The organism is Chloroflexota bacterium (assembly GCA_020850535.1).
In the GTDB taxonomy this organism is placed as follows: Bacteria; Chloroflexota; UBA6077; order UBA6077; family JACCZL01; genus JADZEM01.
On sequence record JADZEM010000028.1, the window covers coordinates 12,468 to 27,891 of the forward strand.

Here is a 15,424-nt window from a genome sequence, read left to right on the forward strand (position 1 = left end):
CTACCGCGCGACCATCTGCTCGGACACCGACTCCAGCACCGTGTGGAAGTCCGCTTCGTCCGTGGTGGTGACCGCCGAGCGCACCCGGTAGAGGTCGCCGTGATGGGCGGGATACGGCTCGATGCCCTGCTCAAGCTCGCGGGACATCCGCAGCAGCCGACGCCGCGCCGTGATCACGGCGATATCGGTGGTGCCCAGGTGCTCGTCGGTCCGATCCACGATCCGGCCCATCCCCTCGACCATCGCGCGGTCCTGGTCGGCCACGGCGCGGATGCCGGTGAAGTTCCGCGTCTTCTGGATCACCCGGTCGATGTCGTAGTCGCGGCCCCGGTGGTGCTTCGGCCGCCAGACATCCACGACCGGGCCGTCCGGTAGCTGGAAGGCGCACGGCTCGAGGACCGGCGCATTCACCAGGCCGTTGCGGAAGTTCTGGCGCTCCTGGTCCGTCAAGGGGCGGTCGCGGTGGTAGTAGACGGAGAACGCCGACGAGTGCTCGTCGTCAATCGGCGTCCAGATTTTGTCGCCGCGCGGCCAGGACGGGTACGGCACCACGGCGTAGGTCGGCACCAGCCAGTGGGTCATCCGCCAGAGGTAGCGGCCATCTGGGCTGTCGCGCCGCCCGCCGTACACGAAGCCGTAGTCGGTCTCCTGGACGGTCAGCTTCGGGGCCGGGTCGAACTGGGTGCTGGCCGTCACCGCGCCCTTGTACGAGTACTCGTCGTCGAACCACTTGTGCAGGAACGAGATGTGGGCGGTGTCGATCTCGCCCTCCAGCCCCTGCATGTAGTTGCACTCGTGGAAGGTCCGCGCGATGATCCGGTGGCTGTCCGGCACCAGAGACCAGCCCATCTTCGGCAACTCGGGCCTGCGGTCCGGTGGCCCCATGTAGACCCAGATCATCCCGGCATGCTCCTCGACCGGGTAGCTCTCGATCGAGACGCGCTGGCGGAAGGTGCTCTCGGGCGGCTCGGTCGGCATCTCGGTGCACTGGCCGCTGGTGTCGAACTTCCAGCCGTGGTAGACACAGCGCAGGCCGCAGCCCTCGTTCCGCCCGAAGAAGAGATGCGCCCGTCGATGCGCGCAGTAGGCCCCGACAACCCCGACCGTCCCCTCGGTATCGCGGAAGGCGATCAACTCCTCGCCCATGACGCGGAGTCGGCGGGGCGGGCCGTCCGGCTCGGACAACTCGTCAAAGGTGAGCACGGGCAGCCAGAACCGCCGGAACAGCTCGCCCATCGGCGTGCCGGCGTTGGTGCTGGTCAGGCGGCGGTTCTCTTCAGCGCTCAGCATCGGTCACCTCGTAGCATGCCCAGCGGCGGGCGCGGCACGGGGACTGTCTCGCCGCGCGCCAGCCGCCCGAGGATCGCCGCTTCGCGGAGCCGGTCCAGCTCGTCGATGGCGTCCAGCGGCGAGTCGGCCTCCGCGACGCAGCCCGGCAGCTCCGGGTACTCGGCGCGCCGCACCCACGCGCCGTCCGGCCGCCGCACGGACGCGATGATCATGGTGTACGGGACACGCAGATGCTCCTCTGGGGTCACGCGGCGGCTCCACGTCTGGAAATAGGTTGCCAGAGCGTACCGCGCGCGGCGGATCTCCAGCCATCCCGACCGTTTGCTGTCGTCCCCAGCATGAGCAATCCGATTGCCCCCGTGTCTGTCTCCAGTGTGGCAGCTTTGGAGCCGCGGCCGCTGGAGTGGTTGAACATCTACGGCCGCGCCTACGTCGAGCGCATCGGCCTTGAGCGCTTGCTCTCGGTTCCCCCGACCGCCTCACCCCGGTCCGCGTCCGCCGCGCCTGCTCACCGCTCTTTCGTTACGTTGAAACGCCGGCGCGCCCTCCCCGAACGCGCGGAATCTCCCCGGGACGTCGCCACGGCCAGACCCAGACCCCCCGCATCCGCTTCCCGACTGCCCGCAGACGCCAAAACGCGCGTCCGAATGCAAGACTCAAACGCTAGGATTGTCCAATCCCCAAATCCTGAGCGCAGCGAAGGATCTCACCCGCTGACCGCCAACAGTCGCGCCAGCGGGTGAGGTCCTTCGCTGCGCTCAGGATGACAATTGGTTCTTGCATCATTTACACATGATGACGGCCTGCCACTGCCGAGAGCTGCCCGCCCGCGAACGCTCGCGTGCGAAATGGGGCGAGCGGTGAGGGGCTACTGTGACCCACGCGCGAGCAGTTTCGTGCCGCAGCCTGCCCCGAGCGGGCATCATGGCGGGCGATGGACGGGGACACGGGGCGGATCAGCCGGCGGCGCGCGCTCGTCGGGCTGCTGGCGGCAACAACTGCGACATTCGGCGCGGCCTGCGACCTGCTCTCCTCGTCGCCCGCGCCGCCGACAGCCAGTCCGTCCGCCAGCCCGTCGCCGTCCCCGAGTGGGCCAGGGGCCGGCCAGCCCGTCGCCACCAGCGTGCAGATCGTGGCCGGAGCCTCGCCGGCTGGACCGTCGGCACTCGCAGCAGCCTTCCCAGCAGCAGCCTCACCAGCAGGTGCCGCCCAGCCGGGGCTGCCGCCGATCGTGCCCGGGCGTCTGCCGTCCCCCGTGGCCTCGCCGGGTACGGTCGGCAGCCCCAGCGTCGTCGGCAGTCCTGGCCCCCCGCCCGGCTCCAGCCCCGTCCCCGGCCAGATCGTCAGCGCGGTCGCTTCGCCGCAGCCGCTCCCGATCGCACTCGGACGGCCGGGCCTGCTGGCCGTCGAGGCCGGCGGCCGCATCCTGCTGGTCGATCCTGAGAAGCAGCAGCCGACCCGTGCCCTGGTCGCCTCGCCGGACAGCAGCGAGCCCCTCTGGATGCCTGACGGCCGCTCACTGGTCTACGTCGGCGGCCTCGGCCCGGCTGCCGAGCTTCGACTGATCGGGGCAGCCGGTGGCTCACTCAGACGCCTCACCGCCAACGCCCGACCGGAGCACGGCGCGGCATGGTCGCCACGCGGTGCGCTGCTGGCCTACGCCCTCCCGTCAGCCCTCGGCGCGGATAGCCAGCCCGATCCGTCAGCCCCCGAAGAGGTCTGGCTGCTCGACGTGTCCACCGGGCAGGACCGCAAGCTGGCGGACGGCTTCGATCCGTGCTGGTCGCCCGACGGACAGTGGATCGCCTACGCCACGAACGGCCAGCGCGACGGGCGCGGCCCCCGCGACAACGCCATCCGCGTCGTCTCGGTGGACGCCACGGACGACCGGCCGCTGCTGGCCGTCTCGGATCTCCCGCCGGACCTGCTGCCAGCCTTCACGATCCCGTTCCGGCCCCAGACGCTCAGACTGCGCGCGCCGGCGTGGTCGCCGACCGGCCTGCAGCTTGTCGCCAGCGCGGACGGCCACACCAGCCTCGTCTGGACGTTCGACGTGCGCGGCCAGAACCTCCGCCCCTGGGCCGTCGCCTACGAGGGCGGCGTCGGGCGCGCCCGCTGGTCGCCGGACGGTGCCCGGCTGGCCATCGAGTCCCAACCAGCCACCGGGGTGGCGGTCGTCACGGTGGCCGAGATCGCCAGTCGCCGCGAGGCGACGATTGGCGGCCCCGAGCAGGGATTCCAGGCGCTGGGGCCAGCCTGGGCGCCTGATGCAGCCCGGCTGGCCGTCGTCGCCACGATCCTCCCGTCACGCCGTACGGAGCAGCGCCGCGCGACGCTCCACCTCTACGCTGCGGATGCCACGCCCCTCGGCGACCTGCTGACCGAGCCGGAGCTGCGCACGCCGGCCTGGGGCGCAGCGCCGTAGGGACAAGTCATCAGCTCTCAGCGGTCAGGCACCTACGCGAACGTACAAGCCCTGTCGGGGACTTCAGTCCCCGACTGCTCGTTTCACGTCGTTTTGGGAACACCAACGTACATCCAATCGCCCTGCAGGATGGCAATTGAATACTGGTGCCGGTGAACTCGTGCGCTAGCCGACCCGCTCGATCTTCTCGATGCGGTACTTGTGGACGCCGGCCGGCACCGACACCTGCACCACGTCGCCAACGATGTGATCCAGCAAGGCCCGGCCCACCGGCGACTGCGTCGAGATCTTGCCCGCGCCGCGCTCGCCAGGACCGACCAGCGTGTAGGCGAACTCCTCGTCCTCTTCCAGGTCGCGGACCACCACGCGCGTGCCGACGCCGACCCGGTCGTCGTTGGTGTCGTCGACCACGGCCGCCCGCGCCAGCGTCTCCTTGATCTCGTCGATCCGGCGCTGGATCTCGGCGCGGTGCTGCTTCGCCGCGTCGTACGGGGCGTTCTCGCGGAAGTCCTTGTCAGCCGCCGCCTTCGTCATCGCGGCGATGGCGAGTGGAAGCTCTTCCATCTCGAGCTTGTGAAGCTCGGCGTTCAGCTGCTCGTAGCCCGCCCGCGTCACGTCAATGGTCTGCACCGCCACCGGACGGCCCAGCGAGGCCCGCTCAGCAGCGCTCTTGCGCTTGATCTTGACGTAGCTTGCGAGCGCGACAGGGATCAGCTTCTTGGTGCGGGCGTCCGAGAGGAAGGTCCGCAGCGGCTCGAGCCGGCTGGTCGGATCGATGCCCGACGCGGCCATCTGCTCCTGGTACCGTTCCAGTTGCACCGCGTCGATCTCGGCGAGGCCTCGCTCGGCGCCGAACCACCGACCGAAGCCGTTCAATATCGGAACCACCGTCGGGCGCTCGGCCGGCGCGAGCCCGGTGATGTAGTTCCTGATCGCGTCGCCGACAGTTAGCTCACCAACCACCTGGAGACTCCTGGGATCGAGTTGGGGATCGCGAACGGCTGCTTGAAAATCCGCGACACCGCTCCACGAGCCGGATGTGCAGAGCGGCTCCGCCGGGACTGACAACCGAGATGCAGATGCAACTGGTCAAACCGTACCACGAAGTATACTCGCGTGACCCCGTATCCCGACTACGCGCGGGTGGTAAGGCGGTTGAATCGTTGTTCGGGCGGAGGCCTTGCGCGCATGCCACTGGAGATCGTCGCGGCCGGAGCCGCGCGGCTCGGGATTCCGCTCCCCCCCGAGCGGCTGGCCCTGCTGGCCCGCTACGTCGCGCTGCTGCTGGCACGCAACCAGCAGGTGAACCTGACCCGGATCGTCGAGCCGGACGAGGTCGAGCGCCGACATCTGCTCGACAGCCTGACCTGTGCCCTCCCCGTCCTCGACGCCCTCACTGGCGGCGCCGACTGGCGCTGCATCGACATCGGCTCGGGCGGCGGGCTGCCGGGCCTGCCGCTCGCCATCGCCTTTCCCGCCCTGCGCGTCACCCTGTTGGAGTCGGTCGGCAAGAAGGCCGCCTTCCTGCGCGAGGCCGCCGAGGCGCTCGGTCTGCAGAACGTGACGGTGGTGACGGCTCGCGCTGAGGATGCCGGCCGCGTCCCAGACCTGCGCGACGGCTTCGCGCTGGGCGTTGCGCGCGCCCTCGCGCCGCTGGACGTGGCGCTGGAGCTGTGCCTGCCGTTCGTGAAGCCCGGCGGCGTGCTGGTGCTGCCGCGCGGCTCGGACCTGGACGCGCAGCTCGCAGCCGGTCAGGACGCCGCCGAGGAGCTGGCCGCCAGCCCGCGCCCCCCGATCCTGTTGGCGGATCCCGAGCTGCCGCCCGGCCGCTCGCTGGTCGTCGCGGACAAGCGTGGCCCGACGCCGGCCCGCTTCCCGCGCCGGGCCGGGCTGGCCGCCAAACGCCGAGGACGAGGGACATGAGGGAAAAGGCCCCTCACCCCGCGCACAGGTTCAGGTGACTGCCCAAACCCGCATACGCCGCCGTGCCCCCGCTCGGCCCGGTCTCCAGGCTGGGCCGCTGGTTGTCATCGCCAGCGCAGGCGGGTCGTTTGCGACCATACTCAGCCAGAGCGCGTTCTCGCCGTTCCTGCCGACTATCGCCGACGCGCTCGGCACGACCGTCGCGCTGCTCGGGCAGGCGCCGGCTGCCAGCATGCTGCTGGCCGGCATCCTCGGGCTGGCGGCCGGGCCGCTGGCCGACCGCTACGGGCAACGCCGCGCGCTCGGCGTCGGCCTGCTGGCGCTCGCGGCCAGCGCCGTTGGCGTCGCACTTTCCCAGGACTACCTGACGTTCATGACCGTGATGCTGGTCAGCGCGGTTGGCCGTGCAACGGTCCTGCCCGTGGCGATGGCCGTTGGCGGCGGCCGCTTTGTCGGGGATGCCCAGCGGCGCGCGCTCTCGTGGATGTCCACCGGGGCTGTCGCCGCCACCATCCTCGGCGTCCCATTCCTCGCCAGCATCGGCGAGTACATCGGCTGGCGCGGCGCTTTTCTGACGCTGGCCGCCATCGCCCTCCTGGCGTTTGGGCTGGCGTGGCGAGGGCTGGGGCCTGACCTCCAGACGGCCACCGCGCCGTTCCGCATCCGCGAGCTGGTCACCCCCTACCGCCCGATCCTCCGCCATCGCCCCACCATCCTCTTTGTGCTCGCCTCGCTGATCGGGAACATCGGCCAGTGGAACATGGCCACGTACCAGGGCGCGTACTGGGTCGAGCAGCACGGCCTCAGCCTGCACCAGGTCGGGCTGGCAGCCCTGGCGCAGGGCGTGGCCGGGCTGATCGGCAGCTGGATGATGAGCACCCCGATGGGGCGGATCCGGCCCCGCCGCATCCTGCTGGTGAACCGGTTCCTGACCGGCCTGCTGATCGCGATCCCGTTCGTCTTTCCGATCCCCACGCTCGCAGCTGGTATCTGCCTGATGCTGGCAAGCTACGGCAGCGGCATGGGCACCATCGCCAGCACGCTGGCGCTGGCCGACGCCCCCACCTCCCGCGCCACCGTGATGACGCTCAATGGCGCAGCCTGGAGCGTCGGCATCGCGCTGGGCGCCGCCAGCGGCGGCCTCGCGCTGACGGTCGGCGGCTGGTGGCTGCTCGGGGTGTCTGCCTTCGGCACGCTGGGCATCGCTGCCGCCCTGCTCCTGATCTCCGACCAGCCATCCAGCAGACCCGCCATCACGTAGACCAGCCATCACGTAGACCCGCCATTGTCGCGCCGCGCTGACGCACGCCCGGGAGGGCACATGGGACTCGACGGCCCGCGCTTCTACGACGACCACGATGTCTTCACGACCTATCAGCGCCACCGCTCCCGCGACGAGTCCCCGAACGACACGCTGGAGAAGCCGGACCTGCTCGACTTGATCGGGGAGGCGGCCGGCCGCCGGGTGATCGACCTTGGCTGCGGCGACGCCCAGATCGGGCGGGAGCTGCTGGACGCGGGCGCGGCAGCGTACCTCGGCGTCGAGCCGTCGGAGAACATGCTGCGGCTGGCCCGTGAGGCGCTGGCCGGCACCTCCGGACGGGTGGTCGCAGCGACCATTGAGGACTGGGTCGCGCCCCCGGCCAGCGCCGATCTGGTCATCTCGCGGCTGGCGCTCCACTACGTCGACGACATCGGCGAGACGTTCCGGCGGGTCTTCGCGGGTCTCGCGGCGGGCGGGCGGTTCGTCTTCTCGGTCGAGCACCCGGTGATCACCAGCTGCAACCGGGCCTACGAGCACGGCGGTCAACGCCAGGAGTGGATCGTCGACGACTACCACGTCTCCGGCCGCCGGGTGACGCGCTGGCTCGGCGGGGACGTGGTCAAATACCACCGCGGCATCGCGGAGTACTTCGGGGCGCTCCAGGAAGCCGGCTTCGTGGTGGAGGCGCTGCGCGAGGCCCGCCCACAGCGCGCCAACTTCCTGCGGGAGGAGACGTATCAGCGCCGCCTGCGGATCCCGCTGATGCTGCTGCTGGCCGGGCGGAAGCCAGGCTGACGGCCGGCCAGCAAGCAGTGGCAGCGGGGCGGCTACCTGGCCGACGTTGGCCGGGACCGGCGGATCGCCAGGCTCAGCACCACGACCGGCACGATTCCCACAGCCACAATCGTCAGCGCGGCCGTCGCCGCCTCGGAGAGCCGCTCGTCGGATGCCAGCAGGTAGACCCGCACAGCCAGCGTGTCGAAGTTGAACGGGCGAACGATCAGCGTCGCCGGCAGCTCCTTCAGGGTGTCCACAAAGACCAGCAGCAGGCCCGTCAGCATGCTGCCGCGCAGCAGCGGCAGATGCACCCGCCGCAGCGTGCCGCCCTGCCCCTCGCCGAGTGAGCGCGCCACATCGTCCATCCTCGGCGTGATGCGCCCCAACCCCACGTCCACACTGTTGAACGCCAGCGCCAGGAACCGGACGACGTAGGCGAACAGCAGCGCGAAGATGGTGCCGCTCAGCAGCAGGCCCGTCGAGACGCCGAACGTCGCGCGCATCCAGGCATCCACGCCGTTGTCGAACGCGCCGAACGGCAGCAGCACCCCGACCGCGATGACCGAGCCGGGCGCCGTGTACCCGAGCGTCGAGACCCAGGCCGTCCCCTGCATCAGCGGCGTCGGCGTCAGGCGCAGCCCGTAGCCCACCACCAGAGCCAGCGTGACCGCGAGCACCCCGGCCAGCGAGGCCAGCACCAGGCTGTTGGCCGCAAGCGTCAGGAACGCGCCACCGAACCGCTGGTCCCCGTACCAGATCGCCAGCCAGAAGAGCCGCGAGGCCGGAACCAGGAAGCCCACCGCGATAGGAGCCGTACAGGCCAGGATCGCCAGGCCAGCCCGGTGGCCCGTCAGCCGATACGGCGCGAGCGGACGGACCGGTCCACGCGCCTGGCCGTAGCGCCGCCGTCCGCGCGAGAGCCGCTCCAGCCCGATCACCAGCACCACGAACAGCAACAGCCCGGCCGCCAGCTTCGCCGCCCCAACCGGCGAGCCCATCCCGAACCAGCTCAGGTAGATGCCGGTGGTGAACGTATCGACCTCGAAGTGCTTGACCGTCCCGAAGTCTGCCAGCGCCTCCATCATCACCAGCGCCAGCCCGGCGACCATGGCCGGGCGCGCCAGCGGCAGGGCCACCGTGAAGAACGCCCGCCACGGCCCGCGCCCCAGCGAGCGCGCGGCCTCCATCGCGGTGACAGACTGCTCCAGGAACGCGGTCCGGGCCAGCAGGTAGATGTACGGGTAGAGGACCGCCGTCAACACCGCGATGGCCCCACCCAGGGAACGCACCTCTGGGAACCAGTACTGACCGGCTCGCCACCCGGTCCAGCCCCGCAGCGCCGTCTGGACCGGGCCAGGGAACTGAAAGAGGTCGCCGTAGGTGTAGGCCAGCAGGTACGCCGGCATGGCCATCGGCAGGATCAGCGCCCACTCACACAGGCGGCTGCCGGGAAACCGGCAGACCGTCACCAGCCAGGCCACCCCCACCCCGACCACCAGCGCGCCCGTTCCGACGCCGGCCAGCAGCGCGACGGTGTTGAGCAGGTAGCGGGGCAGCGTCAGCCAGACGAGGTCGGCCCAGAGCCCCGCCGTGGGCAGCGTCAGGCTCCGGAGCACGGTCAGGACGGGGATGGAGACCAGCAGCGCCAGTGCCAGCCCGAAGAGTGGCAGCGGGTGGCGCGGGAACAGCCCCCCGGCCCGGCGCAGGGAGGCTGCTGGTCGTGGAGGACATCGGCGCGAGGCGCGCCCGGGAGCCGGCGCTTCGGCTACCGCCATCCGGCCCGATTCATGATCAGCAACGCAAGCTGGTTGTTGGCCCCGAACGTCTTCGCGTTCAGCGCGTCCCGGCGGAAGGCGCCCATCTCGGCCAGGACCGGGTGCACCGGCACGCCATCGACAGCCGGGAACTCGAAGCTGGCGTTTGCTAACGCCTGCTGCGCCGTGTCGCTGGTCAGATACTCCAGAAACGCGACGGCGTTCGCGCGGTTCGGGGCGTTCCTGGTGACGCCGCCGCCGCTGACGTTGACGTGCGTGCCGCGCTCGTTCGGGCCCTGGTTCGGGAAGAAGACGCTGAGCGCGTCGCCGGCCGCCTTCTGCTCCGGGTTCGAGGATGTGCGCAGCCGCGCCACGTAGTAGGTGTTCGAGATCGCCAGATCGGCCGTGCCGGCCGCAACGGCCAGCAACTGGTCCGTGTCGCCACCCTGCGGGGAGCGCGCCAGGTTCCCGGCCACGCCGCGCGCCCAGGCCTGCGTCGTGTCCAGGCCGTTCGCCTCGATCAGCGAGCCGACGAGCGACTGGTTGTACGGATGCGTCGAGCTGCGCGCCACGATCTTGCCCTTCCACCGGGGATCGGCCAGATCCTCATAGGTCGAGAGCTGCGACGGGTCTACCCGGTCCTTCGCATAGGCGATGATCCGCGCCCGCATGGCGAAACCGAACCAGTGGCCCTCCGGCTCGCGCAGGCTGTCGGGGATGCGTGCACTGAGCGTGTCAGACACCGTTGGCTGGAAGACGCCCGCCTCCTGCGCCTTCCAGAGACGCCCCGCATCCACGGTAATCAGGACGTCGGCCGGGCTGTTCGCCCCCTCGGCCTTGAGGCGCTCCAGCAGCTCATCCTCAGTTCCCCGGATCACGTTGACGGCCACGCCGGTCTGCTCCGTGAAGCCGCCGAACAGGGCGTCGTCGGTGTCGTAGTGCCGCGCCGAGTACACATTGACGGCGCCCTGGAGCGCCGGGGCTGCCTTCGTGACGGGCGAGGCCGACACCCCACCAGTCAGGCCGACGACGACGGCGGTGACGATGGCGACGAGAGACGGACCCAGTCCGCGAAGATGGGACATCATCTGAACCTCGCAGCGCGAAGTGTGGCGCGCGGTACGACGGAACCGTCTCCGACGCAGCGCTACCAGAGGCTCAGAGTATAGGTTAGCCCATGCTCAATTCTCGCCTGCGATGATGAGAACTTCGTGAAATCTCCGACGCAGGCCGGGCCGAGCCGGACGTCCTGGCGTGCAGACACAGCGACGGTGTGGGCGACCCCGTGATCCGGAGCCACCCACACCGTCGCCCAGGCTGCAACGTGCCACGGCTCGTCAGGCGACGGTCGCCGCCCCCGCCGTCGCCTTCTCCAGCGCCGGCCGCACGTCCGTCGCGAACGCCTTCATCTGCTCCTCGCAGAGGCTCTTCGACATGCCGGCGAACGGGATCTCGACCACCAGCTGCTCGATGCCGTGCGTCGTCACGACCTCCAGCAGGCTGTCGCGCACCTGCTCGGCCGTCCCCACGAAGTAGCTGCTCTGCTCGACCGACTCCTCCAGCGTGGGCATCCGGCCGAACGCGAACGGCTTGCCGTCCTCGTCCAGGTAGCCGCTCAGCGGGCGCTGCGCCCCCAGGAACCGGTTGCGCTCGTCGTGCGCCGGGCGGAACCGCTCGAACGCCTGCTCGCGGGTGTCCCCGATGTGAACCTGCACCACCACGGCCCGATCCAGCCCGTTGACCGGCCGGCCCCGGTACTGCTCCACCAGATCGCCGTACCTGTTCCACTTCGTCCCGAACACGGAGCGGTTGCCCAGCGGCAGCACCGCGACATCGCCTTCCTTCGCCACGTAGTGGTACGTCGGCTCGCTGACGATGGCCTGCCAGATGGGGATGCGCTGGGTCGGGCGCGGAACCAGGGTGACCCTGTCCCAGGGGCGGCCCGTGGCCGGGTTGCCGGTGTTCAGGAAGCCGGGCGCTGGGACGGTGAAACGGTCGCTCTGATGGCTGAACTCGTGGGAGTACCAGGCGGTCTTGATGATCGCCATCTGCTCCTCGAAGAGGCCACGGTTGGCGGCGTCCCCAGAATCCCCGTTCCGGCCGAAGGTCGCCCCGAAGATCGGCATCTCGCGCTCGACTGAGCCGCGCCCGGTCCCGAAGATGATCCGGTTGCCGGTCATGATGCTGGCGACGGCAAGGTCTTCGGCGAGGCGGATCGGGTTCCAGATCGGCGTCTGGTGGAAGAACGCCCCGAACTTGATACGCCTGGTGTGCTGCGCCAGGGCGGTGCTGACCAGCACGACGTTCGGGATGATCTGGTAGCCCTCACGCTGGAAGTGGTGCTCCGTCACCCAGAAGTTCTCGTACCCGAGGGTGTCGGCCAGCTTCGCCCAGTCGAACAGGGCAAGGTACGCCTCGGCGTACTTCTCGGGGGCGTGATGACGGTCGTACGGGTTGGGGCCGGCCATGCCGGCGTCGTCGATGAAGCAACCAGTCCAGCTATAGAAACCGATCTGCATTAGGGAACCCCACGCCTTTCTGCGGCCTGACCGGCGGCAGCGGTGGATAGCGAAACGCGCCGCGAAGATCGCGGCGCGTCATTGTCGCACGAGCACCTGGGATTCCTACCACATCTGACCCAGCCCTGTCAGCCCGGCCGCCGTGCTGGCCAGGGCGATTGCCTGTTGATGTCGTCGTGCGGCGGCGTCGGGGCTTGAAAGCCCCGCCTACCATCCTGCAGTCGCTGCGCGACGCTGTAGTCTCACCAGTCCCTGTCCGTGCCCGGTGTCCGTCGCGCAGCGACGGTGTGACGGTAGGCGGGGACTTCAGTCCCCGACCGCCCGTTCCATGATGCTTCGGGTACACCAATGCACATGCAATCGCCCTGCCGTGCTGGCCAGCCCCTGAGCGCGGAAAGTAGGTTGTCGGGCGGCCCGGCCAGCGCCATCGGTCTCGTCACCGCCACCGTCAACGCCCAGGCCTGCAGCGGCCGGCACATCATCTCGCCCTGGCCTCAGGACACCTGCTTCAGCACGATCCAGTCCCGCAGCGCATCTGGCAGCAGCGACAGCAGCTTGAACTGCCGGGCGACCGGCCCGACGACGTAGTGCGCCTTTGGCCGGGACGCCGTCAGCGCCTGCTCGATGGCCGCGACCACCTGCTCCACGGGAATGCCCCGCTGCGACCGCCGCCGGCCGATCTCCCGCATCCGCTGATACGACTCGTTGTAGAGCTCGCGCCCCTCGGTCGATGCAGACTCCCACCGCGCATCCATCGCCGAGAGGGACTTGTCCCAGATCGGCGTCTGGACCGGCCCGACCTCGATCAGCGACACCTTCATGCCCCAGGCGTGCAGCTCCAGGCGCAGCGAATCGCTCAGCGCCCGCAGGGCGAACTTTGAAGCAGCGTACGGCCCCATGAACGGGGCGGCCAGCAGCCCGGAGGACGACCCCACGTTGACGATGCGTCCGCGCGTCCGCCGCAGGAGCGGCAAGAATGCCTGGGTGACGGCGACCTGCCCGATGACGTTGATCTCCAGCTGCCGTCGAAGCTCGGAGATCGCCACCAGCTCCAGCGGCCCGCTCACCACGATGCCTGCGTTGTTGACGAGGCCGGCGGGACCCGCCTCGCCCACGGCCTCCGCGATCTGCGCTTGCGCGGCCTCGATCGAGGACGAGTCGGTCACGTCGATGGTGACCGGCGTGAGCGGCCCCAGCGCTTGCGACACCAGCCGCTCACCGTCTGCCGGCTTGCGGATGCCAGCGAACACCCAGAACCCCAGGCGGTCGAGGTGCAGCGCCGTCGCCGCGCCGATGCCGGTTGATGCCCCGGTGACGACGATGGCCGGACGACGAGACGTGCTGCTGTTGGCGGAACCGGGCGTCATCTGCTGCATCGTGCGACCTACCTCTCTGGAGATGGTGTGGTCCCAGCGTACGCGGGCGTCCCTCGAAGAAATGCCACCCAGAGAACGCCTGATCTGTTCGCTCACGAACCTCCAGCATCCGTTGCCAGAGGCCGCACGCTCGCTGCCGACTCACACCGCGACCGTCCCGAGCGCCACAAGCCGCACGTTGTCTCTCACGAGCGGATACCACCGACGCGAGACGCGCTCAGGACGGAGGCGGGAGGATGCCGGCAACCCTTGAGTTCTATATGGTGCACCAGGTCATCCGTGGCAAGCTACGGGACGACTCCGGGCATCGCACCATCGACGTGCTCAACGCGGCGACCAGCCAGGTGGTCACCCTCACCGACGCCCTCTCCGCCAGCCTGCACGTCCAGGCCCCACCAACCCGGATTCAGCAGGTCCGTGTGCGCCGCACCCAGGTCATGCTGATCGTGCCGCAGTCGGTCGAGCCGCTGCCGCCGCGCCAGTTCCGCGTCGGGTTCGTCGAGAAGAAGCCGATGGCCGTTGGCGTGGGCATCGGCCCGTTCATCGTCACCGGCACGATCCACATCAGCCCGACCGAGCCACAACCGCTCGCCGCCCTCGAACACGATCCGAGCGGCCGATTCTTCATCCCGATCACCAAAGCCACCATGACCTCGCAGTACAACCCGAACTGGTCGCTCTCGGCAGACCTGATCTTCATGAACCGTGCAGCGATCACCTGTACCTATCCGCTCGCGACAGCATAGATTGGCGCCTGCAGCATGGGCGGAGCCCCAAACTCGTGCTCATCAGCAAGGCATCCGTCACTCGGTTGCGGAAACACACGTTAGCCTCTATGGGGAGCAGCTCATCGTCGGAAGGGATATCGGCAAACAGATGATCGAGAACCCATCCGGCACAGACGGTCGAGCCGCGTCAGGACACGACGCCGTGCAGGCGTGTGCGTTCCTCGTTGACGGCGACCAACTCAGCAATCTGGCTCAGGTCACACGAGTATGACTGTCGCATTGAGAGCAGCCCCACGCGCAGAGGATGCCGGCACGCTGGTCCTTCGGTACCAACAGCGCATGCGTGCCGAGCTACTCAGAAAGGCTGAAGACGAACGAGCGGGCCTGCTGCACCTGCGGCCTGGCTCGGTGACCGGGGCTGGCGCGCCACCCGCGGTCGAAGGGGTAATCGGCATGCTGTACGCGCTCCACGACCCACGCCAGTTCATCGCGTCCGGCCTGCTGCTGGCGCTGGTCACGGGCGCCACCAGCGCGATCCTGATCTTCAGCCTGCCCGGCATCCTGCCGTACCTGGGCCTCGTGGCACTGGCGATCGTGCTGGTACACAGCGTCGCCACGCCGGTGCGAAAGACGGCGCTGATCCTGACAGCAGTCGTCGCCTCAGTGCAGGCAGTCGCCACGCTGGCGCTCGAGCCGATGTCGGCCGCCGCGGGGCTGGCCGCCGTGGCCGGCCTGATCGGGACCAGCTTCGTCGCGAGCCGCTACGGCTTCGCCTGCCGCCAGGAGGACGCCGAGCGCCGCCACACCCGGCGCGTCCTCGACGACATGCAGCCCGTCGATCACGATGCCGGCGTCCTCAAGTGGGCGCACGCGAGCCTCGTCTTCGACCGCGAGCTGTCCCGGGCGCACCGCTACGGGCACCCGCTGACGCTCCTGCGCGTCGTCGTCGAACGCTGGCAGATCGTCCGCGACGAGCTCGGGCCGGAGAAGGCGGCCGACGTGCTGGCCGAAGTCGGCCAGGTGTTGGTGAAGTCCAGCCGCGTCGTCGATATCGTCGCCTACCAGGGTGATGGCAAGTTCGACCTGCTCCTGCCAGACACCGCGGACCTCGGGGCGGTCGTCGTGGCTCGCCGCGTGAGCGCGCACGTCTCCCCTTACCCGAACGTGCATCTCCGGGTCGGCGTGGCCGCCGTGACCAAGTCGGAAGGCACGATTGACGAGCTGCTCCGGCAGGGCGAGGACGCGGCGATCATGGCGCGCAAGCTGAGCCGGCCGTTCACCGTGTATGGGGTGGACGTGCCGACGAAGGGCGCGAAGCGGCTGATGGCGGGCCGCCGCTAACCCCTGCACCCGCCATTCTGTCAAAAC

Annotated in this window: 13 protein-coding genes; 6 read left to right on the plus strand and 7 right to left on the minus strand. The window is 69.6% G+C overall.

Annotated elements, in window-relative coordinates; translation table 11 throughout:
• Positions 1–1,290, minus strand: coding sequence for a Rieske 2Fe-2S domain-containing protein (locus IT306_04910; GenBank protein ID MCC7367737.1), 1,290 nt, complete (start codon positions 1,288–1,290; stop codon positions 1–3).
• Positions 1,284–1,538, minus strand: coding sequence for a hypothetical protein (locus IT306_04915; GenBank protein MCC7367738.1), 255 nt, complete (start codon positions 1,536–1,538; stop codon positions 1,284–1,286). Before IT306_04915 ends, IT306_04910 begins: the two co-directional genes overlap by 7 nt.
• A gap of 686 nt (positions 1,539–2,224) precedes the next feature.
• Between IT306_04915 and IT306_04920 the strand changes: the two genes are divergently transcribed.
• The gene (locus IT306_04920) at positions 2,225–3,715 is read left to right on the plus strand and encodes a PD40 domain-containing protein (protein ID MCC7367739.1); all 1,491 of its coding nucleotides are present in this window, start codon (positions 2,225–2,227) and stop codon (positions 3,713–3,715) included.
• 165 nt (positions 3,716–3,880) lie between these two features.
• On the opposite strand, the gene IT306_04925 is transcribed toward IT306_04920, so the two are convergent.
• A complete protein-coding gene (locus IT306_04925; GenBank protein ID MCC7367740.1) occupies positions 3,881–4,678 on the minus strand; it encodes a GreA/GreB family elongation factor in 798 nt (265 codons plus the stop codon).
• A gap of 225 nt (positions 4,679–4,903) precedes the next feature.
• Between IT306_04925 and rsmG the strand changes: the two genes are divergently transcribed.
• The 3 genes from rsmG to IT306_04940 are packed head-to-tail and all read left to right on the plus strand — an operon-like array spanning position 4,904 to position 7,697.
• Positions 4,904–5,638: a 16S rRNA (guanine(527)-N(7))-methyltransferase RsmG gene (gene rsmG / locus IT306_04930; GenBank protein ID MCC7367741.1), complete on the plus strand. Its 735-nt coding sequence runs from the start codon at positions 4,904–4,906 to the stop codon at positions 5,636–5,638.
• A 34-nt stretch (positions 5,639–5,672) separates the two neighbouring features.
• Positions 5,673–6,899, plus strand: coding sequence for an MFS transporter (locus IT306_04935; protein MCC7367742.1), 1,227 nt, complete (start codon positions 5,673–5,675; stop codon positions 6,897–6,899).
• Between the two features lie 60 nt (positions 6,900–6,959).
• Positions 6,960–7,697 (plus strand): methyltransferase domain-containing protein, encoded by a 738-nt coding sequence (locus IT306_04940; protein MCC7367743.1) that lies wholly within the window; start codon positions 6,960–6,962, stop codon positions 7,695–7,697.
• 32 nt (positions 7,698–7,729) lie between these two features.
• Here IT306_04940 and IT306_04945 read toward each other — a convergent pair whose 3' ends face one another.
• The 4 genes from IT306_04945 to IT306_04960 all read right to left on the minus strand — a co-directional run bounded on the left by IT306_04945 (position 7,730) and on the right by IT306_04960 (position 13,319).
• Positions 7,730–9,454, minus strand: coding sequence for an iron ABC transporter permease (locus IT306_04945; GenBank protein ID MCC7367744.1), 1,725 nt, complete (start codon positions 9,452–9,454; stop codon positions 7,730–7,732).
• A complete protein-coding gene (locus tag IT306_04950) occupies positions 9,445–10,518 on the minus strand; it encodes a Fe(3+) ABC transporter substrate-binding protein (GenBank protein MCC7367745.1) in 1,074 nt (357 codons plus the stop codon). The genes IT306_04945 and IT306_04950 overlap by 10 nt, the downstream gene beginning before the upstream one ends.
• Positions 10,519–10,770: 252 nt before the next feature.
• Positions 10,771–11,952, minus strand: coding sequence for an LLM class flavin-dependent oxidoreductase (locus tag IT306_04955; GenBank protein ID MCC7367746.1), 1,182 nt, complete (start codon positions 11,950–11,952; stop codon positions 10,771–10,773).
• A 494-nt stretch (positions 11,953–12,446) separates the two neighbouring features.
• On the minus strand, positions 12,447–13,319 hold the full coding sequence (locus IT306_04960; protein ID MCC7367747.1) for an SDR family oxidoreductase: 873 nt from the start codon (positions 13,317–13,319) through the stop codon (positions 12,447–12,449).
• A gap of 245 nt (positions 13,320–13,564) precedes the next feature.
• On the opposite strand from IT306_04960, the gene IT306_04965 reads away from it, so the two are divergent.
• Positions 13,565–14,074: a hypothetical protein gene (locus IT306_04965; protein MCC7367748.1), complete on the plus strand. Its 510-nt coding sequence runs from the start codon at positions 13,565–13,567 to the stop codon at positions 14,072–14,074.
• Positions 14,075–14,509: 435 nt separating this feature from the next.
• The gene (locus tag IT306_04970; GenBank protein ID MCC7367749.1) at positions 14,510–15,397 is read left to right on the plus strand and encodes a diguanylate cyclase; all 888 of its coding nucleotides are present in this window, start codon (positions 14,510–14,512) and stop codon (positions 15,395–15,397) included.
• The last annotated feature ends 27 nt before the right edge of the window (positions 15,398–15,424 follow it).